The organism is Kocuria dechangensis (genome assembly GCF_014636775.1).
Classification (GTDB): Bacteria; Actinomycetota; Actinomycetes; order Actinomycetales; family Micrococcaceae; genus Kocuria; species Kocuria dechangensis.
Genome location: NZ_BMEQ01000031.1, coordinates 9585 through 33277 on the forward strand (window position 1 = coordinate 9585; position 23693 = coordinate 33277).

The window sequence follows — 23693 nt, forward strand, 5'->3', positions numbered from 1 at the left end:
CCGGTCAGCACACCCCCTTTTGGCCCGCACGCTGACTTCAGTCCAGACACGCCCTCGACCAGTCCAGCGCCCCTCCTGACCGAATTGGTCGAGGACGGCGCGGTGGAGGACGGCGCGGTGGAGGCGGCGGAATCAACGGTTTCAGCAGCTCCCACAACTGGTCACAGAGCAGTCGCCCGGACGCTGTCCGATCCGCCATGGCGGCCAGGATCACCAACCGGGCAGGCAACGCTCAACGCCTCAGCCATAACTATTGAAACCATCTCTAACCCCGTCCCCGGAACGCCCGACGCCCCGCCCCACGTGATGTGGGGCGGGGCGTCAGGCGAGCGCTCGCGTCTCAGGCGGCCAGCACGGGGGCGCCGACCACGGTGTCGAGCAGGACGTAGAGCCGCTCCAGCTCCCCGTCGTTGACGATGGTCGTGTCGATGAGCTTCTTGCTCACCCCGGCCTCGGAGGCGTGGATGTCCCCGGAGGCGGCCAGGTCGGGGCGGTGGATCTTGATGACGGTGCCCCCGGCGTCGCGGATTGCCTTCGCCTCGTTGTCGAAGCGGATGTCGGTGACCACCACGGGGCCTTCGATCGTGGCGGCGGCGGCGAACAGCAGCCGGATCCACAGGTCCTCGCCGAAGACGCTGCGCCCGGCCTCGGTGCCGAACACCTGCTGGAGGCGGCGGATCTCGCGGTGGGCGGGGAGCTCCTCGTCCTTGAGCTGGTTCCAGTCCCCGTGCACCGCGGCCAGGTGGGTGGAGAGCCGGTCGGTCTCGTCCTTGTGGACCGGGACGCAGTAGGGGTTGAGGATGCGGGCCATCTTCGTGGCCGGGCGGATCCTGCCCTCGGTGGGGTTGACCAGCAGCCCGCGGCGGGCGATCTCCCCCGAGATGGCGTTGATGATCCGCTGGGACTCGTCGAGGGCCTTCTTGGGCACGGTGCCGGAGTCGTCGTCGCGGGTGCGGCGCTCCTTGCCCTCGACCAGCGGGTCGATCGCGGCGAGGATCGCCTTGATCGGATCCGCCAGAGCCAGGCGGGTGTAGCCGTGGGAGGCGACGAGGTGGGCGCCGGCGGTGTCCTTGCCGGAACGCTTGTAGCCGGTGAGGCCGATGAAGGAAGAGGCCATGGGGTGCTCCTGGTTCTCGTGCGGGTGTCTCACTCTCCATGTGTGCGGACGGGGCGAGCCGTGGGGCACTGCGGGAGCCGTCACGTCACCGGCGCGTCAGTGCGGCGGGGCACCGCCTGGGGCCGGCGGTCGCTGGAGGGATCGGGGTCCACCCTACTGCCCGCCTCCGACTCCCTTGCCTGGCCAGAAGCGGGGCGCAACCGCACCGGCTGCCGAGGACGCGCTCACCCGGCGTCGATGAGCCCGCGGAACAGCTGCCGGTTGTCGCGGGTCTCGACCTGGACGAGCATCGCGTCGTCGTGGAGGTTCTCCACCACCACCGTGGGGAACCCGTCGCCGCGGAAGGTCAGCTCCACGGCCACCATCCCGTTGGCGATCAGGGTGCCGGTGGCCGGCTCCCGCTCCCCGCGGGTCCACCCGAGGGTGCCCGGCTCGACCTGCGCCTCGATGACGAGATGGTCGTCGGCGGGGTCGACCTCGGCGTAGGTGGCCAGCTGGTCGTGCTCGGCCACGTAGGCGGGGTCAGGCTCGATACGGGCGTTGCGACAGGCCATGAGGTAGGTCGCCAACTCTGCGGCGCGGTTGGCCGCACGGGTCTGGGCCGAGTGCTCCTGGGCACGCTGGGGGCATCGGGTCTGTTGCTTTTCATCGATGGACTGAGCCACGGGGGATCTCTCCTGGAGGTGAGCTGGCATGGGTCTCTCCCATGCATATCCCTCATGTGTGCGGACCCGCAGTGCACTTTCCTCCATCACCGGCCCCACTTGTGGGGACGGTGAGCGCAGGGCGGTGCCCCAGGTCAAAGGCGGACGGTCTCGCCGGAGTAGAGGGTGGAGCCGTCGGCGTCGCGGATGACGATCACGTCCACGCCGCCGTCGTGCAGGGGCTCCAGGTTGATCACTGGCACGCCCTCTCGGAAGGTGAGCGAGACGGCGATGATGCCCTCGGCGACCATCCATCCGATGGCGGTCTCGGGCTCACGGTCCTCGGCCTCATTGTCGAGGCGGTGGCCGAAGTGGCCCTCGGTAGACAGCGTCTCGATGAAGATCACGTCGTCGGCCGGATCCACCTGGGAGTCCCTACGCAGGCCCTGCAGCTCGGCAGCCAGGACGGGGTCCATCTCGATGCCGAGGTTGGCGCAGGAGTCCTTGTGGGCCATGAGCTTGGCCCGGCGTTTGGCGGTGGCGGTGTCAGCCTGCACGGCGTCGTCGAGCGGGGCGATCTGGACGTTGGCGGTGTGGGTGCTCATGGCGGGCCTCCGGGGTCTCGAGCGGGGTCCGATCCCCCGCTTCCTGCACCCCCTATGTGTGCGGAGACCCTACGGAATCACGCCCGCGGTTCGGCGGTGCCGTCGCGGCCGGCCAGGATGTCGAAGCCATCGATCCCTTCGGGGTTGGAGGCGTCCTCGTAGGACCCGGTGAGTACCCGGTGGAGCAGGGTCCCGGTCAACCGGCCGCCGAAGAGCACGCCGAAGACGGTCACCAGCGTCTCCACGGTCGGGTCCATCCCCCACGGGGTCGGATCGGTGACCCCTGCGTAGATCACCGTGCCCACCCACAAACCGAGCGAACCCAGCAGCAGCAGCGGGGAGCGGGGGAACGGGGCGAGGACCAGGCCGACGAACACCAGCAGCCACAGGACGACGATCATGGTCTCCATGATGGCCCAGCGGGCCGGGCTTCGGTCACGCGTGCTCAGGCGCCAGGAGGGGCCGGGCCGCCCGGCCCGCGATGATGCCGGCGAGCGGGACCAGGGCCACGGAGACGGCCAGCTCCACCGGCTCGGGCATCCCGAACGGAGCGTGGCCGTAGACGGTGAGCACGACCACGGCAGCCCACAAGGCACTGATGGACCCGGTCACCGGCCAGGTGTCGCCCAGAGCTGGGCGGGCGATGAAAAAGGCGAGCAGCAGGACCCAGAGCGCGACAGTCATAAGCTCCAGCATGTGCAGGACCGGCGGTGGCGCCGGTGTTTGTCCTTGTCGCCGGGCGCGCCGGGTGCCGCTTCGGGCTGCCAGGGCGCCCGATGCGTCCCGTAGGGTGGGGACGCCTTCACCGCCGATCACCGAGCAGGAGTACCGATGGACATCAACGAGCTGCGCGCATCCCTCCTGGAGGGCCTGGGCGTCTCGATCACCGAGCAGTCGCACGAGGAGATCGGCGAGGAGCCCATCACGAAGCTCGTCATCACCGCCCCGTGGACCCTGATGCCGGCGATGACGGACTGGCTCGATGCCACGGACACCGGCCGGATGGTGGAGATGAGCTTCACCGGGGACCGCGGCCGCCCCGCCGGCTGACCGGCAGGGCCGTCCCTGCGCTCAGCCGGCGAGTTCGTGCAGGCGCCGCTCGACCGTGGCGGCGATGGTCTCCAGGGACTCCTCCGACCAGTCGTGGATCCGCACCCCGGCGGTCTCGGCGTTGTACCGGCGGTGGAAGACGATGTGCTCCCACAGTGGGCGCATCACCCCGGTGATCTCCGGCTTGTCGTCGATGAGCACCACCCCGCGTAGAGCGGTCTTGTCGGCGGTGAGGATCAGCCGGTCGGCCCACTGCGTGCCGTAGACCCGCCCGACCCACTCCGCCTTGGCCGAGTGCGCCGTCGGGTTCGAGGGCATGGCGGTGGAGGCCAGGAACACCTCACCGATCTCGGCCTGCATGGTGTGCAGCGCCTCCACGGAGCCGTCCTCCGGCTCCAGGGATCCGTAGAGCTCGGGGTGGCACATCGCCTCCCGGATGATCTCGTTGGCGTCCTCGTCGTAGGTGAGCATGTCCCAGGTGGGGTGCTCGAGCGTCAGCGGGTTGGGCACCCCCCGCTCGGCGGCGATGCGCTGCGTGAGACGGATGACGCCGGGCAGCCACTTGGCCTTCACCCCGTCGATGTCGCACAGGACGATGGGGCGCCCGTCGATGGTCGTGACGGCCTGGGCCAACGCCGAGGACGACAGCTTGGCAGTGGACGGCATGGTGATCCGCTGCCGCGGGGTGGCTGCGGCGGGGGCGATGGACGAGCTCAAGCGGGGTCTCCGATCAGGGTCAGGGCGTAGGCGAGGATGGGGTCGACCGCCGAGGGCAGCTCCTCGACGCGCGAGCGCACCGGCCAGATGAGGCCCTCGCGCCCCGGGGTGAGCGCTTGGGTGGTCTGGCCCTCGGTGGGGGTGGCGGTGATCTCCACTGACAGTTCACTGTAGGGGGCGACGTCGAGCAGCCCGGTGGTCTCCATCATCAGGGTGCGGGTGGTGACAACGACTTCGGCGCCGGTGCCCTTCGGTCGGACCTCCACGAGCAGGTGCCGGGCGGTGGACAGGAACTGCTCGAGCCCGATCAGGTGGGCGATGCCGGTTCGCCCGACCGACTCGACGGCGTCTTGGAGTTCGTCGCGGCCCACCGCGCGCAGGTAGTCCTCGCGCAGCACGGTTCCGTGCGGGTAGGAGAACAGGGCCGGGGTCAGCCACACGTCCGCTCCTTCGCCGAGCTCCAGGGTGGTGGAGGCCAACGGGGTCTGGGCGTCGTGGGCGTTGCGATAGGCGGCCACGACGATCTCGTCGCCGTGAGCGTCGAGGCGGATGGTCACGGTGGCGGCCTGGATGGCGGCGACGGTGCTCATTCCCCGCCGCCGATCAGCCGCAGCGCCAGGGCCAGCATCGGCTCCCCGGACAGCTCCGGCAGCAGGTCCGGGGCCTGGGTGGAGGGCCAGGTGAACGTCTGGGACGCGCCGTCGTGGCTCTCGACAGGGTCGGCGTGCAGAGTCAGGGACGCCGTGCGCTGGGCCGGGTCGGGGTTGACCAGTCCGGTGCTGAGGTCCAGGCGCAGGGCGTGGACCGAGATGCTGAGCCCGGTCTCGTGGTGGTCCACGCTCACCGAGCGGGCGCAGCGCAGATAGTCGTCGATTCCGACCAGGTGGGCGATGGCGGTGTCGCCGACCTCGCGGATGGCAGCGCGCAGGGTTTCCTGGCCGACGGCGTCCTCGAACGGCCCCGGGGCGTCGGTGTACTCGGGGTACTCCAGTTCCTCGGAGTCCACCCGCACGGCCACCGCCTTGGGCAGGGGCAGGCGCTTGGTGGCCGGGGCGGTCTGGGTCGGCCAGTTCAGCGATTCCGCCTCGACGACCAGTTCGTCGCCCTCGACGGCCAGGCGGATCGGGACGGTGGTGCGGTGAATCTTCTCGAGCGTTTGGTTCACGGGTGCTCCTGGGGTCAGTCGGGGCGGTCTCTACCCTCCATGTGTGCGGAGGCATGCAGGGACCAGCACCGTTACCCGGTGGCGCCGGTGCCGTTCGCTGGTGTGTCGTCAGCCACCGGCCAGGGCGCGCAGGGCCGGACCGAGGATTGGTCCGGCGGACTTGGTGGTGGTCATTTCGGGGCTTCTGCGGAGTGGGTCGCGGGTCGACTCCCCATGTGTGCGGAGAGGAGCGACCTCTTCTCCGGCGTCGGACCGCGCTGCCGCACGGCGACTCCGCACACATGGAGTGGGATCGTGTTCACACCAGTGCCGGCTACGAGGAGGGCGACCATGACGAAGGCCGTCTGTACGGGACCGGAGTGCGTCCGGGACGCGGTGGCCCACGGCTTGTGCATGGGCCACTACGGGCAGCGCCGTCGAGGCCGGCCGATCACCGCGCTGCGGGGAATGAGCTCGCGCACCGCCCGCGACGAGCAGGGCCGGAAGTTCTGCCCGCGGTGCGCCCGGTGGCGCAGTGAGGAGAGCTTCACCACGATGCGCCAGACCTCCGACGGGCTCGCCGGCCTGTGCCGGGAGTGCGCAGCGATGGAGGCGCTCATGCGCCGGTACAACCTGGACGCCGAGCGGTACGCCTCCATGCTGGAAGCCCAGGGAGTGCGGTGCGCCGTCTGTGGAGCGACTGAGCCCGGGCAGCGCACATGGCACGTCGACCACGACCACTCGTGCTGCCCCGGCGGGAACTCCTGCGGGACGTGCGTCCGGGCCCTGCTGTGCGCCCGCTGCAACATGGCCCTGGGCGGAGTCAAAGAGAGCGTCGAGACGATGCGCCGCATGATCGGCTACCTCACCGGCGCGCCACAGGACCACGGGTTCACGGCCGGCACGCTGGCCGTGTCCGCCCTGCGGGAGATCGCCAGCGCCGGAAGGACACCGCACTACATCCGTCAGTACGGGATCACGGTGGAGCAGTACCTGGAGCTGTTCGTCCTCCAGGGTGGGCGGTGTGCCACCTGCCACACGCAGGAGGCCGGACAGATCCGGTGGAGCATCGACCACGACCACTCGTGCTGCCCGAAGCGCCGGTCATGCGGACGGTGCGTTCGCGGCCTCCTCTGCTCCCCGTGCAACTTTGCCCTGGGTCACTTCCTCGACGACCCCGCAACGATCGCCGCCGCGGTCGGCTACCTGGCCGCGCCCCGGCAGGAGCCGGTACCGGTCTGATCCCTCCCCCGGCTCAGCGGTGCCGGGCGGCGGTGACGGTCTGGTGCAGCACGAGCACCCCGTAGAGCCCCGCCGATGCCATGACGACGGTGGGCAGGACGCCGGACAGCAGCAGGGGCACCGCCAGCAGCCCGCAGGCGTAGCTCAGACCGGCGATCGTTGCCACGGTGAGGCCCAGCCGCTCCGGGGCGCCCAGGGCCTCCACCGCGGCGGAGATCGCCACCTCCCCGTCCAGGTCGTGGGCGGGCATGAGGTTGAACAGGCCCAGGAGGGCGTTGGCCGCCGCGACGGCCGCCAGCGCGAAGGTCACCGGGGTGGACTCGGCCAGAGAAACCCCAGCGTTCAACCACGTCCATCCCAGGGTCGCGGCGAGGATGAGGTTCACCGCTGGGCCGGCCAGGATCGCCGCGAGCAGGGCCTTGGGTGTGATGGTCTCCGGGAACAAGACATGGCCACCGAGCCAGCCCAGGTGGATCGAGCGCACCGGGTTCCCGCCGGCGGTGGAGACCACCGCATGGGCGAGCTCGTGGAGGATCAGCGAGGCCGAGAGCCCGGCGGCGAACATCCCGGCCGCATGCCAGGCCGCTTCGCCTTCCAGCCCGGCCACCGTTCGGGCGGGCAGGAGGAACAGCAGCCCCAGGGCGGTCATCGTGACCAGGTGCGGGCCGAGCCCGGTCAGCGCCCGCTCGCGGGGATGCCGAGCCCCGGCTGGGACGGTGGTGACGGGAATGGTCTCGGTGGAGGCGCTCATGGGCTCAATGTGTGCGGAGGCTGTGGTGGTTCAGCCGGCCCTCAGGGGTTTGGGCGCATTCTGGTCCCGTGGCAATCCCCCCGCCACGCAAGGGAACAAAGGGTGCAGCGGCAGAAGGCCGCCGCCGGAGGAAGCCGGCGGCGGCCTTGTGCGTGTGCTCACCGGGTGGGGTGTCCTGCGCGCATTCGGCACCGCAGGCGTTCAGCGCGGTCTTAGCTGGCGGGTTCCACCATGGGTGGCACATGGTGTCCCCCGGTGGCGCGGGCCGGCCGGAAGAGCCGGAGCCGGCCCGAGTAACCGCTCGTACACCACCGGAGGGATCGGGAGGATCCGCACCGGGGGCACCATGTCCACTCTCGGGTCAGCGGCCGGTGGAACCGAAGCCGGCTGCCCCGCGCTCCCCGTCGACAATGGCCTCAACGGGAAGGAACGCGGCGTCGACGACGCGCTCGATAACCAGCTGGGCGATGCGCATCCCCTCGGTGACCTCAAAGTCGGTGTCGGAGGTGTTGGACAGAACCACCTTGATCTCCCCGGTGTACCCGGCGTCGATGAGCCCGGGGGTGTTGAGCACGGTCACGCCGTTCTTGGCTGCGAGTCCGGAGCGGGGCCGGACATCGATGCGGTGCCCGGCCGGGATCGCCACACGCAGGCCGGTGCCGACCATGGCGCGGTCGCCGGCGGGGACGAGGACGTTCTCGGTGGATCGCACGTCCCAGCCACCGTCGGTGGCATGCGCGCGGGTGGGTGAAGGGCCGGTGTGGCGGATGGCCACGGTGTCCAAGTGGTGACCCAGGGTCCCGCGCGGGCCCACGACGGCCGCCGTCGACCCGTCCGGAGCGAGCGTGTAGCGGAGGTCGATGAGCATGAACGGAACCCCCAGGTGGTCCGAGGCGATACCGAGCAGGATCGCCAGGTCGATGCCGTCGGCGGGGTCGAAGTGGTCGGGCAGGCTCAGCAGCAGGGCGCCGTCCGGGGCGCGCTCGGACAGCGGGATGATGCCGTACTCCTCCGCGTCCGGGATGCGCAGGTTGGCGGTGGCAGGTGTGGTCACGATCGTCTTTCTTCTGGTGGGGGGGCTACAGCTGGCCGCGGAAGACGGCGCGCTGGGAGGCAGTGAGGGCTTGGAAGGCGGAGGAGCCGGACTTGTGCTCCCCTGCCTCGGCGATGATCCGCGCTTTGGCGGTGGCGAAGTCCTGGCCGGTGCGCAGCGCGTCGGTGAAGATCTCCAGGGCCTGGTCCTCGTCGGTGGAGCCGCGGGTGTAGACCTGGGCGAGGGCGGCTGCGTCCCCGCGCAGCCAGCGCTCGGCTCGTTCGCGGTCGGGATCACGGTCGGGGCGGAAGTCGCGTTGGGCCTCGGCGTAGGAGGTGGACACCGCATCTTCGATCCGCTCGGCAGTGGGCACGGCCTGCCACATGCCGAACCCGCCCATGGTCTTCCGCTCCACCAGCCGGGCGTGCAGCGTGTCCATGGCTTCCGTGTAGGCGTCGCGGATGTCCTCGTGCTCGGCGACGGCGGCGTCGATCACGGTCTCCCCTCCCCCACGGACGCCCAAGGTGCCGTCGAGCTCATCGCCGGAGATCCCGTCGTCGGCCCGGTAGGCCACATCCTCCCCGCGTGCCCGGCGGGTGGCGGCGGTGAAATCCGACAACGACCGGGCCAGGTCGGCCACATGGCGCACCGAGAGGACCTCCCGGTTGGCCACCATCACCCGGGTGGAGCCGTCGAACTCGGCCAGGGTCTGAACCCGGGCGGTGTCGGTGCCGGTGACCGCCCGGGAAAGCTGGACCTTCGCCTCGGTGGTCGGGTCGTGGTGCGTCTGCAGGGCGACGGTGGCTTCTGCGTGCTCCTTGGGTGCGAACTTCCCGTGCGCGCCGCGGGGGTGGTCTGTTTCGCGGAAGGTGGTGGTCATGCCTTCCATGTGTGCGGCGGATCCGGGGTTCTCCCCCCGGTGGTGCCGTCTTTGCCGGTCAGCGCCGACCAGTGGGCAGGTGAGCGGTGAAGGAGGTCCAGGGCGCGTTGCGGCGCATCCCGTCGTGGATCAGGTGCAGGGCCGTGTCGAGGTCACGGTTGGAGGAGGTGGCGCGGGTGTGGACCTGAGCCAGGGCGACTGCGGCGCCGTAGGCGTGCCCGGCGGCGCGGTCGGCACCACCGCGCCCGTGGCGGTAGTCGGTGCGGGCGCGGTCGTAGACGGCGGCCACGGCCCGGTCCAGTCGCACGGCGGTGGTGGTGGGCTGGGGCGGGCGGGAGAAGAGGGTGCGCCGTGCCGGGGTGAGCCCGGCCAGGTCGACGATCTCGCGCAGCGCGTCGAGGTAGCCGGTGTAGACGTCGGGGTGCTCGGCGATCGCGTCGGCGAGCACGGTGTCTCCACCGTGGAGGTTGGCGGTGATCCGCGCGGCCTCCTGGGCGGTGATCAGCTCGTCGCTCATGGTGGTGGTCGATCCGGTCTTCATGCTCTGCAGGCTCATGCCCTCTATGTGTGCGGACACTACAGCGGCCCGCCGCGCCCTGGGTGAGAATGCGGCGGGCCGCCGGCTGACAGGTGAATCAGTGGCCGTGGAGGTGGCGGGCCTGGGAGTCCAGGCGCTGCTGGTGCAGCTGGTGGCGCTTGGTCCGCTCGGCATCGGCGGCGGCGGCGAAGTCGGAGCTGCCCAGGGTGTGCTCCCCAACCTCCTCGATGACGTGGGCCTTGGCTGTGACGAAGTCGCGGCCCAGACGGAGGTTGTCGTCGAAGACCTGCAGGACGCGCACGTGGGTGCGCTACCCGCGGGAGTAGACCTGGGACAAGGCGATGGCACGACCGTACCGGCGGGTCTCCCTCGCACCGGTGGTGTCCTCATCGACCTGGTAGAGCTGCTGAGCCTGGGCGTAACCGGCGGCCACCGCGGCCTCGATCCGGGCCGGGTCGGACTCCAGGACCCGACTGGAGACCGACCCGGTGCCGGCAGGGTTCGCCGCCGCGCGCCGGAGTCCGTTGAGAGTGTGGTCGTAGGCGTGCTCGAGCTCCGGGTTGGCCCTCAACGGTGGGCGAGGTCGGTGTCCTTGTCCGCGATCGACTCGAAGGCATTGGCGGCGGTCAGGGCGGTGACGGTGTCGTGGGACCGGTAGGGGTGGCGGTCACCGAACCCGCGGCGGGCGTCCTGGCGGCGGCGCTCGGCGACGACGGCATCGGAGAGGACCGCGGAGAGGTTGTCCTCAGGCAGCGCCATGGCCACCTCGCGGGTCCCGACCAACACGCGGGTGGGGCCTTCGGCCCAGCCGGTGTCGAACTCCACCCAGGCGCTGTCGGTGTTGGTGAAGGCCCGGGTGAGCTCGGTCTCAGCCTTCGCGTACGGGCCGGAGCGCTGGAACCCCGTCCCGATGGGCGCCTCGTCGTGGGCCTTGTGGTTGAACTTCCCGTGCGTGCCGCGGGGGTGGTCGTTCTCTCTGAAGGTCGTCATGCCTTGTCTGTGTGCGGCGCCCCGCCGCGTCAGATGCCGCGGTGACCCCGCAAAGAATGAACGGGACCCATCCCCACGGCCCGGGTGCCGCCAGGGCTCACCGGCCGGTCGGCAGCAGCGGTCTCAGAGCGGTCTTCGTAAACCGGACTGCCCGTGTGCGCCCCGCGGATAGTCGGCTGCATGGTCTCCTCCGTACCTTCCTCGTACAAGTGCCGATCTCGCGACAAAGACGTCGCGCATCCCGAGGAGAGGCACCGGAGCGGCACCGCTGGTGCGACGAGGTCGACGGATACGGAAATCGTCGGCGCGCAGTCCATGAGCGGCGGCGGGGTTTTCAACCACGACCTGAAGAAGCACGGGATCTTCAGCTCCACCTACGGTGAGGAAGTCTGATGAGCGATCACGGAACCCAGGCCATGCGATCCCCCAGGGAGGTGAGCCGCCTCGTCACACGTCATCTAATGCCCCTGCTCATCGCCGCCTACATCATGAGTTTCCTGGACCGCACGAACATCGGGATGGCCAAGGAACGGCTGGAGATTGATCTCGGCATCTCGGCCACCGCCTACGGCATCGGCGCAGGCCTGTTCTTCATCACCTACGCCCTGCTGGAGATCCCTTCCAACCTCATCCTCCACAAGGTCGGCGCCCGCTTCTGGATCACCCGCATCATGGTGAGCTGGGGGCTGATCTCCGCCGCCATGATGTTCGTGCAGGGCGAGTGGTCCTTCTACATCCTGCGGATGCTCCTGGGCGCAGCCGAGGCAGGGTTGTTCCCCGGTGTCATGTACTTCCTCACGCAGTGGTTTGTGCGCGAGGACCGCGCCAAGGCCAACGGCATTTTCCTGCTCGGGGTGGCGCTGGCCAGCATCATCGGCGCTCCGCTGGGTGGAGCCCTGTTGACCATGGACGGGATCGGCGGGCTGCACGGATGGCAGTGGATGTTCCTCATCGAGGGACTGCCGGCGTGCTTCCTGGCCATCGTGGTGTGGAAGATGTTGCCGGACCGCCCCACGCAGGCGAAGTTCCTCACCCCCGAGGAAGCCGCTGACCTGGAGGCCAGGATCGCGGCAGAAGAAACAGCCGGCGCCGACGCCTCCGGTGTCCGCACGATGGGAGACATCTGGAAGGACAAGCAGATGCTCCTCGTCGTGAGCGTCTACCTGACGGAGCAGATCGCCATCTATGCGATGACGTTCTTCCTGCCCTCGATTATCGGCGGGTACGGTGACCTGTCCTCCGTGGAGATCGGGCTGCTGACCGCGATCCCCTGGATCTTCGCCGCGATCAGCTGCAGCATTGTGCCCCGGTTCGCCACCACCGGGTCCAGGTCTCAGGCGATCGTGACCATCAGCATGGTCGGCATCTGCACGGGGTTCGCCCTGGGGGCCATGTCCGGTCCGGTGGTGGGTCTGATCGGCTTCTGCCTCGGTGCCGCCAGCTGCTTTGCCCTGCACCCGGTGCTCTTCACCTTTCCGGCCAGCCGCCTCACCGGGGCCACCTTGGCCGGCGGCCTCGCCTTTGTGAACACCATCGGCCTCTTCGGCGGATTCCTCGGTCCCTACGTCATGGGCTTCATGGAGGACTCCACCGGCAACAAGCTCTCCGGCCTGTGGTTCGTCGTGGGGGTCTGCGCCATCGGCACGGTGCTCTCGCTCTTCCTGAAGTACGGAGAGACGACGAGGAGGAGAGCCGAGGTCGGCCCCTCGGCCGTGCCCGCCAAATAGCCTCATCGGTTCTGGACCAGGACAGGGCGTGTCACCCGTGGCGGCAGCAGAGGTCCCCTGCCGCCACGGGTCCCGCGGCACACAGGGGCCATGGTCGGACGGGGTCGGCGCCGGTGGTCACCGGCGAAGAGCATGCCGCAGGGTCTGTGAAGGCAGTTCCCCGTAGGTCTGCCGGTAGAGCGCCGAGAAGCGGCCGAGGTGGTAGAAGCCCCAGCGCGTCGCCACGTCCGTCACGCTGGTCTCCTCGGTCCCCGGATACAGCAGAGCGTCTCGTGCGCACCGCAGCCGGACGCCGCGCGCGTACTCCGACGGGGTGCAGCCCAGATGCCTCTCGAACTGCAGCTGCAGGGCTCGGGCGCTGACTCCGGCCACCCTCGTCATGTCGGCAAGAGTGGGCAGGTCCCCGGCCTGGTCGTGGATGAACTCGACGGTGCGGCGCAGCACGTCGTTGCCGGCGGTCTGGCTTCCCCCGCCGAGCATGGCCTGGTGGGTGACCGAAGAGGCGAGAAGCACCTGGGTGAGAATGAGCTCCTCAGCGTGACGACGTGAGTTTCCATCGGTGGCGATCACCCCGTCGTCGTCCCACTCCGCGCACACCAAATCTATGGTGCGCAGGAGGCTGCGGCCTGCCCGGTGGGTGAGGTTCAGCTCGGGGCCGAGGTCCAGCGGCGCCACCGGCGGGCACGGGGACAGGGTGGCGAGGTGGTCCTCAAGATCGGCACGGGAGACCTTCAGCACGAACTGAGCCGTATCACGGTCGCATTCGACCACCTGGGCCTGATGGGAGGCCAGGATCGTCCCGCTGCCGCGACCCGTGGTGGTGGCGCACTGGACCCCGTCACGATAGACCCGCGTTCGACCGGCCACAGTGATGCTCACGTGGATCCAGGTCTCCGTCGGTGGAAGGGTGATCTTCGAGGCGGCGCCGTAGGCGAGGTAGCCCAGCGTCAGAGGCCCGCTCTGCACGGCGTTGAGCCGGGCATCCAGGGGCTCCCGGTCCAGGGGCGAGAGCTGGTGGGGCACGTAGACCCGCGAGACCACATCTTCGGCCACCGAAGCTTCCGTCGTCCGCAGCCGGCCGAACCGTCCGAGCGGCTCGGCCACCATGAGTGCATCAGCCAAAGCATCTCCTTCAGTGACTACGCTGTCCCGGATGGAGCGCCTCAGAGCAAGATGGCCGGGACACGGGAGCAGTGGCGATGACCACCTCGTACTCGTCGTCGGGTTCCGTCTCTGGTCGGATGCTAACCGGCGGCCTGCGCGATCACGGGCAGGCCGCTCCGCGGCGATCGATGGTGGCGCGCACCAGCAGCGGGTTCTGCAGGGTGAAGGACGATCCATCGGCGCGCTCGCCCTCCAGCACGGTCAGTGTTCCGTCGATGGTGATGGTCCCGGAGGTGAAGTAGGTGTGGGTGGACCGCAGCTCGGCGCGTCCGGTGCCGCCGCCGATGCGCAGCAGCTCCGCGCCGACCATGTTGGCGCGTGTGAAACGTGCCAGTGGGGCCAGACGGCTGCGGCGCGAGGCATCTGCGGCCTGGTCCTCACGGGCCGCAGCAGGCTTGAGCTCCTCGATGGTGATCTCGTACGGTCCGGACCCGGCCCCGAGCACCGTGTGGGCCTGCACCAGCGAGGCATGGGCGGGCGTGCTGGCCGCCGGGCGAACCCGTGCGCGCGGTCGCGTCTGGAAGCTGATGCCCGGGATGATGCCCTGGACGGGGACTGCGTTCTGGACAGCGGTGGTCATGGCGGGCTCCTGGGCTCTGTGATGTCTTCCTGCCCTGAATGTGTGCGGAGGATCCGCGGGGTTCCGCTGCCGCCCCCGCGGCCCAAGAAGCAGGGGCCCACCGTGACGGTGAGCCCCTGCTCCAGCTCGCCCCAGCTCCTCAGTCCAGGGACGCGCTCAGCCTATCGACGGCCGGTGTCCGTGCACGCACATGACGAAGCGGGGCCCGCCGTGATGGCAGACCCCGCTTCCCAGTACGTCCGTATCCCGCGAAAGATGTGTTGGACGGACCTCAGCCTAGAGCTGCTCCCGGACGCCGTAACGGCGTCGGATCAGAGGCCGGAGTAAGACAGACGGGCGTGGACGTAGGTGGAAGGTGTGAACACGGGCTCGTTGCCGTCGTTGTCCGTGCCCTCGAAGGCGGTCAGGAAGCCGTACATCGACACGCCGTCCTGGTGGTAGTTCAGCTGGGTGGGGCGGATGGCGGCGTGGGCCTGGTGAGTGCTGATGTGGAGGATGCCGTCCCCGCCGATCTGAGCGTTGCCGAAGTGGGCTCTCAGTCCGTCGTGGTTGAGCTGGTCGGTTTCGCCGCCGCAGGTTTCCGCGGGGACCGCCTCCAGGATGGAGACGTGGCACTTGTAGGGGCCGGCGTAGGTGCCGGTGCTGATGAAGCGGGTGCTTGTGGCCGGGGATGTGCTCATGGGGTCCTCCCTGGTCAGCGGCGGCCGCGACCGCGGGAGCGTCGGGGGTTCTTTCGGTTGTGCTTCGGCGCCTTGGGCTTGCCAGAGGTGTACTGGGGGGCAGTGCGCTCACCGATCTCCAGCAGGTGCTCAGCGCCGGCCAGCAGGGTCGCCGCAGCCAGCAGTACTCCCCCGTCGTTGCCGAGCAGGAAGTCGGAGTCCAGCACGATCGAGGAGCGGCGGGCGGCCATGTCGTTGATGACCCCGACGGTGAAGCCGGTGGTGCGGGCGCCGGCAGGCAGCTCCTCGGCACGCTCCACGGCGGTGACCTCCACCTCGGGCAGCTCCCGCCCGGTCAGCCGGTGCTCCTCGAGCACCCGTTGCCCCAGCGTCAGCAGCGCCGGCACGAACCCGGAGGCGGTGACCGTGACCTCGTCCGGCAGAGCAATCGTCAGCCGCACGGTCGTACCGGCGGCGGTCATCCGGATCTGGGCGGCGATGGCGAACGATTCGACGACCGGGTCGTGCTGCTCAACGGGGACGGTGGGGGCAAGGGTCATGGGTGCTCCAAGGAGTGATGAATGGGGGCTGGAACCATCATGTGCTCTGGCGGGCTGAGGCGCACATCGAGGCGCGCGCAGGGCGGGGAAAATGACGAAGGCGCCACCGGAGCTAGAGGCGGCGCCTTCGCACCCCCGCTGACGCGGAGGCTGGCCGCAGACGACTGCACGTCTCGACCCAGACATCGAACCACACCCGCGTGAGCGGGGAAATGCTTTGTGGCCTGGCATTACTCTATTGGGGCCGCGTCTGGGTGTGCGTTCACTGCGGTCGTGTCGCCACTCCGGGTTCGCTTCTTGTGCCGGCTGATGCGGATGGAGATCCGCGGAGGTGCGACTCCGGCACGCTCGGCGAGGCGGACGACGGGAATCCCTGCCGCCTGGGCCTCCACGGCCAGCCGGTCCACTTCGGCGGCGTCCGCGTTGGAGGTGCGCAGGCTCTGCTGGGCTCGCTCGTACGCCGCGGCGAAGCGGCTCAGCAGCACGGAGTGCGGCACGTCGGTCATGTCGTCATCTTTCATGAAGAGTCCGGCCGGCGCGAGCTGGGGCCCGCGCCGGCCGGTCGAAGGGGCGGCTCAGGAGTGGCGCTTGCCGTGGGCGGTGTAGACGGTCTTGATGTCGGTCGCCGTCTCCAGTGCCGCTGCCACGACCGGGTCGAGCAGGTCCAGGAACCGATCCTCGCCGTTGATCTCGTCGATGATCACCGCGCGGTCCACCAGCCCGGCGTTGTCCCGGGCGTACTTGGCCAGCCCCTTGGCCTTCCACACACCGTCGCCGAGGTAGCCGCCGTGCGGGTCCACGATCGCGACCCGGCCGTCCTCGTAGACGAAAAGGAAGTCCGGGCGCAGGATCTGGTCTTCCCCGGTCTCGTCGAGGCACGGGATGCCCAGGCCGACGTCCTTGCCGGTGGAGGGGTTGCGGTACCACCCGGCGCACGCCGGGACCTCCCGGTCCAGCACGCGGCCCTCCAGCTGGTTGGCGTTGTAGCGGTAGCCCTTGCTGGAGGTGATGATGTGCTTCCCCCTCCAGTTGCCCTGGCCGCGGTCCTGCTCGGAGACCTTGATCTGCATCGGGATCTGCACGACGGTCTTCAGCGCCGACATCAGCTCCTCGATCTGCGCCCGCGGGCCGGGGGTCAGACGGGAGACGGGGCCGGCGTAGTCCTTGGCCAGCTCGTTGGCGAATGAGGCTGCCCGGTTCTCCAGCTGAACCTTCATCTCGTCGTCCTCGGCCAGAGCAATCGCCTCGATGCGGATGTCGTTCCAGTCCTCCCCCGGGCGCTCCTTGGAGGCGAGCCGAAGGTAGTTGGTCGCCATCTGTTCGGCCAGGGCGCGCTCGGCCTTGCGGAAGCGCTCGGTGATCGCCTCCGAGGACAGCACGGAGGACTCAGAGGCTGTCTGTTCACCGTCCCCGTGGGCGTCGACCACCCGGCCGCCCAGGGTGAGCTCGGCAGCGCCGGTGAACGCTGCCTCCCAGGTGCCGTCGGTCTTCATCCGATCGCGGCGGTCGGTCATCTGCCGGTACAGGGCCTGGATGGCCCGTGACTGGGCCTCGTTGGCGACCTGGTGCTGCTCCAGGCGCACCGCCAGCTCCATCAGCCGCTTGGTGGCAACCGATGCGGTCTTCGGGGTGAGCCGGTAGGAGGGCAGCGACAGGATCGCGTCGAGCACCGTCCTGCCAGCGGGCGACCTCCTCCGGGGAGGCAGCAGCCCACTCGTCCTTGCTGGACGGGCCGAAGCCGCGGTGGCGGGCCACGGAAGGGTCGCCGTAGTGCTCGTCGGAGGTTCTCCAGATCTCGGTCATGGACCCCATGTGTGCGGAGAGGCGGAGAGGTCCGGCGCTGATGGTGAACCGGGTGGTAGCTTTTGCGGCCAGTACAGTCACCCCCATGGGGGAGCTGCTCTACGAGGACATGAATCCGGCCCAGGCCGCTGACGCCCTGGACGCCTTCCTCGCCGAGCGCGGCCCGGCGCTGGAGCGGCTGCGGCTGATGATCTCCGGCCACGGCCTGGACCCCGAGGAGATGCTCGACGGCTCCGTCTACTCCGTCTCCCCGCTGTGGGCGTGGATCACCGCCCAGGCCGGGCAGCTCGGGACCGACCCGAGGCCCCTGGCGGAGGATCCAACCCGCCCGGCCTGGCCGTCCTGGGCCCGGCACGGGATGATCGTGGACCCGCACCCGCCGGCCGAGACCCTGGCCCTGGTCGACGGCTTCACCTCCTACCTGGCCCAGATCATCACCACCGAAGTCCCCGGCACCCAGTGGGTCGTCGGGGAGCACGTGATCGGCGATTACCCAATGATCAACTACCCGCTGCTGGCCTCCGACCACCACCAACTGTTCCTGTCGTCCATGCCGCTCTACAGCGCCTACCAGTCCGCCCACGGCCGCGACCCGATGAGCGGGACCGAGATGCTCGCCTACGTGAAGCGCACGATCACCTCGCTGCGCGGGGAAGGCCCGGTCGCCGAGGCCATCGAGGAGCCGCTGGTGACGGTGGTCGCCGAGGTCGACTGCTTCGACGTCGGGCTGCGCCCTGACCTCGCCGAGAACCACCCGGAGACCGTGGAGTGGATGATCGCCGAGCTCGAAGACCGTGACGGGGTCGTCTCGGTCCACCGCTACGGGACCGACGCGCTGGTGGTCGACGCCCCGCAGTGGGACGAGATCCGGCTGAAATTGTGGTGCACCCTGTGGCTGCAGCGCCACCTGCCCCGGTGAACGGCCGACAGATGCTCGCCGGGGCTGTGATCACCGCCGTTAACCTGGTGACCGCACGCTCCAGCGCGCCGAGGCCGCGGTACGCCGGGCGTTCCGCGGCCTTCCCTGGCGCACATTCCCCTGCTTGCGCCGACCCGACTACCGTGAGGTCTTGTCCCCTCTGATGTCCCTCGACGGGACAGAGCCCCCACAGGACCCTGCCATGCCGATGACCCACTACCGGCGGATGACCGACCCGCAGGCCGCCGCCGCCCTCGAGGAGTTCCTCGCAGAACGTCCCGCCGCCCTGGTGCGCCTGCGTGCCGAGCTCGTTGCTCACGGGCTGGACCCGGACGCCGTGCTCGACGGTTCCCCCGCGTCCTTGACCACGCTGTGGCGGTGGATCGCCAGCCGGAGCACTGAGCTGAGAGGCGACCCCGCGGCGGGCACCCCGGTGGTGCCCCGCCAACAGTGGCCGTCCTGGGCCCGGCACGCCGTGACGAGTGCGAAGGTCCCGTCCCCGACGATGGTTGTCCTGGCGGATGGGCTGGTCTCCTATCTCGCCGTCGTCCTGCTCACCGGTGCCCCGAACGCCCGGTGGGCCCTGGGCTCCCCGGAGGACCCGGATCATTACCTGCACCACCACCCGGTGCTCACCGGCAACGGGCACCAGTTCTTCGTCCCGGCGCTGCCGATGGGCGGGATGCTGCGGCTCAAGCGCGGGGAGAAGTCGCTGCATCAGACCGAGCTGTACGAGCACGCCACCACCGCGATCAAGGACCTCAACGGCGCGCCGGCCTTGACCGGGATGCCGGCAGATCCACCGGTGGTGGTCGTCGCCGAACCGGAAGGTTTTGACGTCGGTCTGCGCCACGACCTCGTCCACCACCACGCGGAGCTGGTGGACCGGATGGCCCAGGATCTCGCCGAGCAGGACGGTGTCGCCGCAGCCCGCCGCGCCTCCCGGGACGCCCTGCTGGTGGACGCCCCCAGCTGGGACGCGGAGCAGCTCCAGATGTGGCTGGACTCCTGGCTGAGGCTGCGGCTGCCGTTCCACGCCTGACACAATTACCCGCCGGCACCGACCCGGCTACGGTGGTGTCCTGTCTCCCGCCACAGTCTCCTCGGGCGCTGTGCGGGACGCGCCCCGATCCCTACAGGACTTCTGCCATGCCGTTCAGCCACTACCGGCGGATGACCGCCGATCAGGCCGCCGCCGCCCTCGATGAGTTCCTCGCTGAACGCCCTGCCGCGTGGGTGCGCCTGCGCGCCCGGCTCTCCGCCGACGGGGTGGACCCTGATGCGATGCTCGACGCCTCCCCGGCGTCGCTGACTGAGCTGTGGCGATGGATCTCCGGCCGGCGCGCGGAGCTTGTCGCCGACCCTGCGGCCGGCGTCCCGGTCCTGCCCCGCGAGGACTGGCCCTCGTGGGCCCGGCACACCTTGACCAGCGTGAAAGTCCCGTCGGCGACGATGGACATCCTGACGGACGGACTGGTCTCCTACCTCGCGATCGTCCTCATCACCGGCGCCCCGAACGTCCGGTGGGGACTGGGCTCCCCCGAGGACCCGAACCACCACCTGCACCACCACCCGGTGCTCATCGGCAACGGGCACCAGGTCTTCGTCCCGACCCTGCCGCTGGGCGGGATCCTGCGGCTCAAGCGCAGGGAGAAGTCGCTGCACCCCACCGAGCTGGAGGACTACACGGCCGGGGTCATCGCCGATCTGCGCACGAACCAGAAGGCGGTTCTCGAGCCGGGAGGTTCACCCGTGGAGGTCGTCGCCGAGCCGGAGGGTTTCGACGTCGGTGTGCACCCAGTCATCGCCGCCCGCGGCTCCGCCCTGGTGGACCTCATGGCGCTTCAGCTCGCCAGCCTTCACGGGATCGACTCGGTGCTCAGGACCAGCCCCGACGCGCTGCAGGTCCACGCACCCACCTGGCACGCCGATGATCTGGAGCAGTGGCTCAACGACTGGATGAAGGCCAACGGCCCGTTCATCCGCTGAGCACCCGCGACCGCGCTGCCTCGACGCGCCGGGTACGCCGCGGCAGCGCGGTCCTCACCAGGCGTATCGGGGGCGCTGACCAGGGGTGGTTGGCGCCGAGGAAGTCTGTTCCTGCTCAGCGGCGATCACCGCGGGGAGCCCGGCGGTGGCCGGGACGTGGACCTGGATCCCGACTGCTGCCGGATCCTCGCCGGGGATCACCTGGGCCCAGAGCAGAGTGCTGGCGTGAGCCATGCCCGGTGACATCGGGTAGGCCGGAGTGCCGTAGGAGAGGTCGACCATCTGCCCCAGCTCAGCCAGCGCGGAGTGGTAGGTCTCCGTGTCGGCGTAGACGTAGATGTCGTCTTGGTGCGGGATGACCCGCACCTGGGGGCGGTTCGGGTCGGCCCCGGCGCGATGTTGCTGCAAGGAGGTGGCGGCGCCCAGCAGTGAGGTGTCGTTGTGCATGTCCTGCCACAGCTCGGCGTAGCGGTACTCGAGGTCGGTGTAGTGGGCGGCGAGGGTGTCGCGGACGGCGTCGATGACCTGCCATAACTCGGTGAGCGCGCTGGGGAGGCCACCGGGACGGTGAGAGTGCAGGTCGGCGCAGCGAAGACCGATGACGGTGGACAAGGTGGTGGCCGGTGCGGCGGTCGGTGCGGTCATAGTCTCCATGTGTGCGGAGCGGCTCTGGTCGCTGCTCAGGTGCTGGCGCCCTCTGCGAGCGCCCAGGAGGCGGCAACGACGGCGTCGAGGAACCAGTCAAGAGTTTCGTCGGTGGGCTCCAGTCCGTAGAAGTGCGTCTCGATTCCTGCTTTGGGCAGGCGGGAGAGGTCCATCAGCACCTCCACCGATGGCCCGGGGAGTTCCGGTGCGGTGGTGTGGAGGTGGACGGCGACTCGCATCGGGGAGGTCTCCAGCAGGTGGTCTTCGCGGCCGGTGGCGTGGGCGTAGGCGCGGGCCTGTTCGTAGATGGTCGTGGCTGTGGGTGGATTGCCGGGGCTGTCGGGCCAGCCTATGTAGACGGTGGCGGCCCTTGCCCCGGTGCGCACTACTTTCAGCCGCTCCACGTGCGGGCGCTTGGCGGCCAGCTTTGATTCCTCGGTGTTGTCGCCGGGGATCGGATGCCGCTCAGGGTGGGCGTGCGGTTCGGGCTCCGGGGTGGGGGACGGCTTGTCCATGTCCCCAGTGTCCTCCGGATCCAGTGGGGGTGGACGGTGGGGTGGCTTGGCGTTTTTCAGAGCTGGCGGGAGCGGGCGGGGTCGGTGAGTTCGATCTCGAAGAGCAGCCATCCGGGTTCCACCGGGGTGTGCGGGGGCTCGGCTGGTGGTGCTTTGGAGTGGACGCCGAGCTTTCGTAGCGCGGCGTGCAGGACGTCGCCGAGGGTGAGGAAGGGATGGTCCTGGGAGACCTCGTGGACGGTGGCGTGGAAGTTTTCGGGGTGGATGACGCGCAGCGTCTCCACGTCGTCGGGGCGGATCAGCCACAAGGCCTTCGTCGTCTCATCAGTGGCCCAGGAGGTCTCCTCGTAGAGAAGCTCCTCCACGATGTCGCTGTCGCCCTCGTCCTCGGGGGTCACGGGTTCTCCGGCGGCGTAGGGGTTGACCGTGGCCATGGGGTTGAACGGGGTGAACCAATGCTCCAGACGCATGTCCGTCATGCCGGTGAGGGACACGAGAGCGGCGTCGTCCTCGAAGCCGTCCATGGACCTGTCGAAGAGCATCACGTAATCGTCGTCGTAGAACAAGATCTCGTAGACGGCCTCGCGCCAGCCATCCTCCAGGTTCAGCTCGTAGAGGTCGTTGAGAACCTCCACCCGGTTGAGCACCAGGTGCAGAGCGAGTTCCTGGGCCACGCAGGAGACTTTCCCGTCGTGGCCGAAGGCCATGTCCACCGAGTCGGTTTCCTGAGGAACCTGGCCGCCGCTGCGCAGCTGATGGCCCAAATCCACGGCGACGGTGAGGAACCGGCGGATGAAGCCCACGTCGTAGTGGGGGCTGAAGCGTGGGGGAAGCTCGAAGATGGCGCTGTCGAAGTCATGCTCCTCGCCGACGTCCGCAGCGCCCAGGTCCTCGAACAGGTCCTCGATGAGCATCGCGCAGCCACGCCACAGGGCGCCGGTCAGGATGCGAGCCCGGGACCGGCACGCCTCCCGCAATGCCGACGGGACGTCTTTGTCCTCGTTTCCGTCGTCCTCGTCGGTCCCGGGCAGGTCCTCCCCGTCCGGCTCATCCTCGTCCGTATAGGACTGCTCCAGGACCACCTGCTCGAAGTACTCCGCGAAGACCACCGTCAGCCGCGGCGCGTGGTCGGCCTCGGCCATCAGCTCCCGGACGCCCTCGGGCAATGCTTCGTCCTGGTCGTCGATCCGGTCCACGGCGGCCTCGTTCCTCGGCTGGGCAACTGGCGCCCACGCTACGGGAGCCGGTGGCGCCAGGTCACTCCCCCGGTCGTGGCGGCGTTGATCGAGGCCAGTGGAAATGCAGTAGGGGAAGTCCGGCCCGCTGCTGGCCCGACTCCCCCTACCCTCACCGGCGCTCAGAGTCCGGTCTGGTTCACCCCGTACGTCGCCTGCTCCTGGGTGTATCCCTCGTAGACCAGCTGCTCGATGAGACCCGAGCGGGAGAAGGACGAGTAGTCGAGGTAGTCCTTCGCGGCCTTCGCGGCCTGCTGCCCGTAGTCGACCGAGAGGCCGTCGACCGCGGAGGTCGCGTCCGCGGTCGAGTAGCCCTCGTACTCCAGCTGCTCGATCAATCCGGTCCGCGAGAACGCGGTGTACTCCAGGTAGTCCTGAGCCGCCTTCGCGGCCTGCTGCCCGTAGTCGACCGAGATGCTGTCGACCGCAGCGGTCGCCTCCTGGTTCGAGAAGCCCTCGTACTCCAGCTGCTCGATGAGCCCTGTCCGCGAGAACGCGGTGTACTCCAGGTAGTCCCTGGCCATGCCGACCGCGTTCTGCTGGGACAGCGTCCCCGACGACCCACCGGCGTTCTGCTCGGCTTCGGGGGCCTCGGGCTCCGGCACGGGCGGGACCTCCGCTACGGGCGGGAGGGCCGGCGCGGGCGGAGTCTCTACTACGGGCGGAGTTTCTACTACGGGCGGAGTTTCTACTACGGGCGGAGTTTCTACTACGGGCGGAGTTTCTACTACGGGCGGAGCAACCACTTCCGGTGTGGCTTCAGTCGCCGGCGTGGTTGTTGAAGCGCTCGGGCTCTTCGTCGGGGTCGGAGTTTCCGTCGCGGACCGAGTCTCAGTATCGGTTGCTCCCCGGTCGGGGTCGGAAGTTTCCTGCGTCACCGATGCCGTGGGGGCGGCTGTGGAGGATTCCGACGCCCCGCACCCACCGAGGAACATCAGTGCGGCGACACCGCCGGAAGCGGCGAGAACGGGCTTCTTGAACTGCTTCATCGTGCATCCACTTCTGTCGCGCCCCAAGGCATTGAATATCGGAGCCAGAGCATCACCGATCGTGCCCCCACAGGTATGAGGCATCTGATTCGCTTTCATACACATTCTCACAGGCCGCTCCATCAAGAAGAGTGGCGTCCCCTAGCGTGGTGTACACCCGGCCCTGAGGGCGTGGCGTTCCGAACGTGAGGCGGCCA

At 69.3% G+C, this 23693-nt stretch carries 32 protein-coding genes; 7 read left to right on the forward strand and 25 right to left on the reverse strand.

The features are described from left to right. Positions 1-340: 340 nt before the first annotated feature. The 5 genes from IEW07_RS17985 to IEW07_RS18005 all read right to left on the reverse strand — a co-directional run bounded on the left by IEW07_RS17985 (position 341) and on the right by IEW07_RS18005 (position 3050). On the reverse strand, positions 341-1117 hold the full coding sequence (locus tag IEW07_RS17985; protein ID WP_188539768.1) for a deoxynucleotide monophosphate kinase family protein: 777 nt from the start codon (positions 1115-1117) through the stop codon (positions 341-343). Positions 1118-1341: 224 nt separating this feature from the next. Then, a complete protein-coding gene (locus tag IEW07_RS17990; protein ID WP_188539770.1) occupies positions 1342-1782 on the reverse strand; it encodes a hypothetical protein in 441 nt (146 codons plus the stop codon). A gap of 134 nt (positions 1783-1916) precedes the next feature. Then, on the reverse strand, positions 1917-2366 hold the full coding sequence (locus tag IEW07_RS17995; RefSeq protein ID WP_188539771.1) for a hypothetical protein: 450 nt from the start codon (positions 2364-2366) through the stop codon (positions 1917-1919). Positions 2367-2443: 77 nt separating this feature from the next. Further along, positions 2444-2767, reverse strand: a complete 324-nt coding sequence (locus IEW07_RS18000) for a hypothetical protein (RefSeq protein WP_188539773.1) — start codon at positions 2765-2767, stop codon at positions 2444-2446. Between the two features lie 34 nt (positions 2768-2801). Next, complete coding sequence (locus IEW07_RS18005; RefSeq protein ID WP_188539775.1) at positions 2802-3050, reverse strand: hypothetical protein; 249 nt, start codon at positions 3048-3050, stop codon at positions 2802-2804. A 147-nt stretch (positions 3051-3197) separates the two neighbouring features. On the opposite strand from IEW07_RS18005, the gene IEW07_RS18010 reads away from it, so the two are divergent. Then, on the forward strand, positions 3198-3416 hold the full coding sequence (locus IEW07_RS18010; RefSeq protein ID WP_188539777.1) for a hypothetical protein: 219 nt from the start codon (positions 3198-3200) through the stop codon (positions 3414-3416). 21 nt (positions 3417-3437) lie between these two features. On the opposite strand, the gene IEW07_RS18015 is transcribed toward IEW07_RS18010, so the two are convergent. Genes IEW07_RS18015 through IEW07_RS18025 form a run of 3 tightly spaced genes read right to left on the reverse strand, consistent with a single transcriptional unit; the run spans position 3438 to position 5298 of the window. Then, positions 3438-4133 (reverse strand): 5' nucleotidase, NT5C type, encoded by a 696-nt coding sequence (locus IEW07_RS18015; RefSeq protein ID WP_188539779.1) that lies wholly within the window; start codon positions 4131-4133, stop codon positions 3438-3440. Further along, positions 4130-4723, reverse strand: coding sequence for a hypothetical protein (locus IEW07_RS18020; RefSeq protein WP_188539781.1), 594 nt, complete (start codon positions 4721-4723; stop codon positions 4130-4132). Before IEW07_RS18020 ends, IEW07_RS18015 begins: the two co-directional genes overlap by 4 nt. Beyond that, positions 4720-5298 (reverse strand): hypothetical protein, encoded by a 579-nt coding sequence (locus IEW07_RS18025; RefSeq protein ID WP_188539783.1) that lies wholly within the window; start codon positions 5296-5298, stop codon positions 4720-4722. Before IEW07_RS18025 ends, IEW07_RS18020 begins: the two co-directional genes overlap by 4 nt. Before the next feature lie 330 nt (positions 5299-5628). On the opposite strand from IEW07_RS18025, the gene IEW07_RS21185 reads away from it, so the two are divergent. Next, on the forward strand, positions 5629-6519 hold the full coding sequence (locus tag IEW07_RS21185) for an endonuclease domain-containing protein (RefSeq protein ID WP_229741952.1): 891 nt from the start codon (positions 5629-5631) through the stop codon (positions 6517-6519). Positions 6520-6532: 13 nt separating this feature from the next. Here the strand turns inward: IEW07_RS21185 and IEW07_RS18035 are convergent, their stop codons facing one another. The 7 genes from IEW07_RS18035 to IEW07_RS18065 all read right to left on the reverse strand — a co-directional run bounded on the left by IEW07_RS18035 (position 6533) and on the right by IEW07_RS18065 (position 10711). Then, positions 6533-7270, reverse strand: coding sequence for a zinc metalloprotease (locus IEW07_RS18035; RefSeq protein WP_188539785.1), 738 nt, complete (start codon positions 7268-7270; stop codon positions 6533-6535). Positions 7271-7631: 361 nt separating this feature from the next. Beyond that, on the reverse strand, positions 7632-8324 hold the full coding sequence (dut, locus tag IEW07_RS21675) for a dUTP diphosphatase (protein WP_308738247.1): 693 nt from the start codon (positions 8322-8324) through the stop codon (positions 7632-7634). A 25-nt stretch (positions 8325-8349) separates the two neighbouring features. Further along, the gene (locus IEW07_RS18045) at positions 8350-9183 is read right to left on the reverse strand and encodes a hypothetical protein (protein ID WP_188539787.1); all 834 of its coding nucleotides are present in this window, start codon (positions 9181-9183) and stop codon (positions 8350-8352) included. Positions 9184-9241: 58 nt separating this feature from the next. Beyond that, positions 9242-9739: a hypothetical protein gene (locus IEW07_RS18050; RefSeq protein ID WP_188539789.1), complete on the reverse strand. Its 498-nt coding sequence runs from the start codon at positions 9737-9739 to the stop codon at positions 9242-9244. A gap of 79 nt (positions 9740-9818) precedes the next feature. Continuing rightward, positions 9819-10022: a hypothetical protein gene (locus tag IEW07_RS18055; RefSeq protein ID WP_188539791.1), complete on the reverse strand. Its 204-nt coding sequence runs from the start codon at positions 10020-10022 to the stop codon at positions 9819-9821. A gap of 9 nt (positions 10023-10031) precedes the next feature. Continuing rightward, positions 10032-10292, reverse strand: coding sequence for a hypothetical protein (locus tag IEW07_RS18060; RefSeq protein WP_188539793.1), 261 nt, complete (start codon positions 10290-10292; stop codon positions 10032-10034). Continuing rightward, the gene (locus IEW07_RS18065; RefSeq protein ID WP_188539795.1) at positions 10289-10711 is read right to left on the reverse strand and encodes a hypothetical protein; all 423 of its coding nucleotides are present in this window, start codon (positions 10709-10711) and stop codon (positions 10289-10291) included. Before IEW07_RS18065 ends, IEW07_RS18060 begins: the two co-directional genes overlap by 4 nt. A 180-nt stretch (positions 10712-10891) precedes the next feature. On the opposite strand from IEW07_RS18065, the gene IEW07_RS18070 reads away from it, so the two are divergent. Then, positions 10892-11104: a hypothetical protein gene (locus IEW07_RS18070; RefSeq protein WP_188539797.1), complete on the forward strand. Its 213-nt coding sequence runs from the start codon at positions 10892-10894 to the stop codon at positions 11102-11104. Further along, the gene (locus IEW07_RS18075; RefSeq protein WP_229741953.1) at positions 11104-12438 is read left to right on the forward strand and encodes an MFS transporter; all 1335 of its coding nucleotides are present in this window, start codon (positions 11104-11106) and stop codon (positions 12436-12438) included. The genes IEW07_RS18070 and IEW07_RS18075 overlap by 1 nt, the downstream gene beginning before the upstream one ends. A gap of 117 nt (positions 12439-12555) precedes the next feature. Here IEW07_RS18075 and IEW07_RS18080 read toward each other — a convergent pair whose 3' ends face one another. From IEW07_RS18080 to IEW07_RS18105, 6 genes are all read right to left on the reverse strand, one after another. After that, positions 12556-13560, reverse strand: a complete 1005-nt coding sequence (locus tag IEW07_RS18080; protein WP_188539799.1) for an AraC family transcriptional regulator — start codon at positions 13558-13560, stop codon at positions 12556-12558. A 142-nt stretch (positions 13561-13702) separates the two neighbouring features. Continuing rightward, a complete protein-coding gene (locus IEW07_RS18085) occupies positions 13703-14182 on the reverse strand; it encodes a hypothetical protein (protein ID WP_188539801.1) in 480 nt (159 codons plus the stop codon). A gap of 311 nt (positions 14183-14493) precedes the next feature. Further along, positions 14494-14862 carry a hypothetical protein gene (locus IEW07_RS18090; RefSeq protein WP_188539803.1) on the reverse strand — a complete coding sequence of 123 codons (369 nt, stop codon included), beginning with the start codon at positions 14860-14862 and terminating at the stop codon, positions 14494-14496. A 14-nt stretch (positions 14863-14876) separates the two neighbouring features. After that, entirely contained in the window at positions 14877-15401 is a 525-nt protein-coding gene (locus tag IEW07_RS18095) for a hypothetical protein (RefSeq protein ID WP_188539804.1), read from the reverse strand. 230 nt (positions 15402-15631) lie between these two features. After that, entirely contained in the window at positions 15632-15922 is a 291-nt protein-coding gene (locus IEW07_RS18100) for a hypothetical protein (RefSeq protein WP_188539806.1), read from the reverse strand. Positions 15923-15976: 54 nt separating this feature from the next. Then, on the reverse strand, positions 15977-17071 hold the full coding sequence (locus IEW07_RS18105; protein WP_188539808.1) for a hypothetical protein: 1095 nt from the start codon (positions 17069-17071) through the stop codon (positions 15977-15979). A 218-nt stretch (positions 17072-17289) separates the two neighbouring features. On the opposite strand from IEW07_RS18105, the gene IEW07_RS18110 reads away from it, so the two are divergent. The 3 genes from IEW07_RS18110 to IEW07_RS18120 all read left to right on the forward strand — a co-directional run bounded on the left by IEW07_RS18110 (position 17290) and on the right by IEW07_RS18120 (position 20112). Continuing rightward, the gene (locus IEW07_RS18110; protein ID WP_188539810.1) at positions 17290-18123 is read left to right on the forward strand and encodes a hypothetical protein; all 834 of its coding nucleotides are present in this window, start codon (positions 17290-17292) and stop codon (positions 18121-18123) included. 202 nt (positions 18124-18325) lie between these two features. Then, positions 18326-19165 (forward strand): hypothetical protein, encoded by an 840-nt coding sequence (locus IEW07_RS18115; protein ID WP_188539812.1) that lies wholly within the window; start codon positions 18326-18328, stop codon positions 19163-19165. A gap of 107 nt (positions 19166-19272) precedes the next feature. Then, positions 19273-20112 (forward strand): hypothetical protein, encoded by an 840-nt coding sequence (locus IEW07_RS18120; RefSeq protein ID WP_188539814.1) that lies wholly within the window; start codon positions 19273-19275, stop codon positions 20110-20112. A gap of 54 nt (positions 20113-20166) precedes the next feature. On the opposite strand, the gene IEW07_RS18125 is transcribed toward IEW07_RS18120, so the two are convergent. From IEW07_RS18125 to IEW07_RS18140, 4 genes are all read right to left on the reverse strand, one after another. After that, the gene (locus tag IEW07_RS18125; protein WP_188539816.1) at positions 20167-20757 is read right to left on the reverse strand and encodes a hypothetical protein; all 591 of its coding nucleotides are present in this window, start codon (positions 20755-20757) and stop codon (positions 20167-20169) included. A gap of 35 nt (positions 20758-20792) precedes the next feature. Then, a complete protein-coding gene (locus IEW07_RS18130) occupies positions 20793-21272 on the reverse strand; it encodes a hypothetical protein (protein ID WP_188539818.1) in 480 nt (159 codons plus the stop codon). Between the two features lie 56 nt (positions 21273-21328). Then, positions 21329-22468, reverse strand: coding sequence for a hypothetical protein (locus IEW07_RS18135; protein ID WP_188539820.1), 1140 nt, complete (start codon positions 22466-22468; stop codon positions 21329-21331). Between the two features lie 161 nt (positions 22469-22629). Then, on the reverse strand, positions 22630-23253 hold the full coding sequence (locus tag IEW07_RS18140) for an Ltp family lipoprotein (protein WP_229741954.1): 624 nt from the start codon (positions 23251-23253) through the stop codon (positions 22630-22632). Positions 23254-23693: the final 440 nt, after the last annotated feature.

Excerpts from the sequence above, each read along its gene's own strand:
- IEW07_RS18000 (WP_188539773.1), bottom strand. The coding sequence starts at position 2,767 with ATGATCGTCGTCCTGTGGCTGCTGGTGTTCGTCGGCCTGGTCCTCGCC.
- IEW07_RS18070 (WP_188539797.1), top strand. The coding sequence starts at position 10,892 with ATGGTCTCCTCCGTACCTTCCTCGTACAAGTGCCGATCTCGCGACAAA.
- IEW07_RS21185 (WP_229741952.1), top strand. The coding sequence starts at position 5,629 with ATGACGAAGGCCGTCTGTACGGGACCGGAGTGCGTCCGGGACGCGGTG.
- IEW07_RS18020 (WP_188539781.1), bottom strand. The coding sequence starts at position 4,723 with ATGAGCACCGTCGCCGCCATCCAGGCCGCCACCGTGACCATCCGCCTC.
- IEW07_RS18095 (WP_188539804.1), bottom strand. The coding sequence starts at position 15,401 with ATGACCCTTGCCCCCACCGTCCCCGTTGAGCAGCACGACCCGGTCGTC.
- IEW07_RS18075 (WP_229741953.1), top strand. The coding sequence starts at position 11,104 with ATGAGCGATCACGGAACCCAGGCCATGCGATCCCCCAGGGAGGTGAGC.
- IEW07_RS18045 (WP_188539787.1), bottom strand. The coding sequence starts at position 9,183 with ATGACCACCACCTTCCGCGAAACAGACCACCCCCGCGGCGCGCACGGG.
- IEW07_RS18115 (WP_188539812.1), top strand. The coding sequence starts at position 18,326 with ATGCCGATGACCCACTACCGGCGGATGACCGACCCGCAGGCCGCCGCC.
- IEW07_RS18085 (WP_188539801.1), bottom strand. The coding sequence starts at position 14,182 with ATGACCACCGCTGTCCAGAACGCAGTCCCCGTCCAGGGCATCATCCCG.
- IEW07_RS18035 (WP_188539785.1), bottom strand. The coding sequence starts at position 7,270 with ATGAGCGCCTCCACCGAGACCATTCCCGTCACCACCGTCCCAGCCGGG.
- IEW07_RS17995 (WP_188539771.1), bottom strand. The coding sequence starts at position 2,366 with ATGAGCACCCACACCGCCAACGTCCAGATCGCCCCGCTCGACGACGCC.
- IEW07_RS18050 (WP_188539789.1), bottom strand. The coding sequence starts at position 9,739 with ATGAGCCTGCAGAGCATGAAGACCGGATCGACCACCACCATGAGCGAC.
- IEW07_RS17985 (WP_188539768.1), bottom strand. The coding sequence starts at position 1,117 with ATGGCCTCTTCCTTCATCGGCCTCACCGGCTACAAGCGTTCCGGCAAG.
- IEW07_RS18125 (WP_188539816.1), bottom strand. The coding sequence starts at position 20,757 with ATGACCGCACCGACCGCCGCACCGGCCACCACCTTGTCCACCGTCATC.
- IEW07_RS18065 (WP_188539795.1), bottom strand. The coding sequence starts at position 10,711 with ATGACGACCTTCAGAGAGAACGACCACCCCCGCGGCACGCACGGGAAG.
- IEW07_RS18120 (WP_188539814.1), top strand. The coding sequence starts at position 19,273 with ATGCCGTTCAGCCACTACCGGCGGATGACCGCCGATCAGGCCGCCGCC.
- IEW07_RS18130 (WP_188539818.1), bottom strand. The coding sequence starts at position 21,272 with ATGGACAAGCCGTCCCCCACCCCGGAGCCCGAACCGCACGCCCACCCT.
- IEW07_RS18110 (WP_188539810.1), top strand. The coding sequence starts at position 17,290 with ATGGGGGAGCTGCTCTACGAGGACATGAATCCGGCCCAGGCCGCTGAC.
- IEW07_RS18010 (WP_188539777.1), top strand. The coding sequence starts at position 3,198 with ATGGACATCAACGAGCTGCGCGCATCCCTCCTGGAGGGCCTGGGCGTC.
- IEW07_RS18005 (WP_188539775.1), bottom strand. The coding sequence starts at position 3,050 with ATGACTGTCGCGCTCTGGGTCCTGCTGCTCGCCTTTTTCATCGCCCGC.
- IEW07_RS18100 (WP_188539806.1), bottom strand. The coding sequence starts at position 15,922 with ATGAAAGATGACGACATGACCGACGTGCCGCACTCCGTGCTGCTGAGC.
- IEW07_RS18090 (WP_188539803.1), bottom strand. The coding sequence starts at position 14,862 with ATGAGCACATCCCCGGCCACAAGCACCCGCTTCATCAGCACCGGCACC.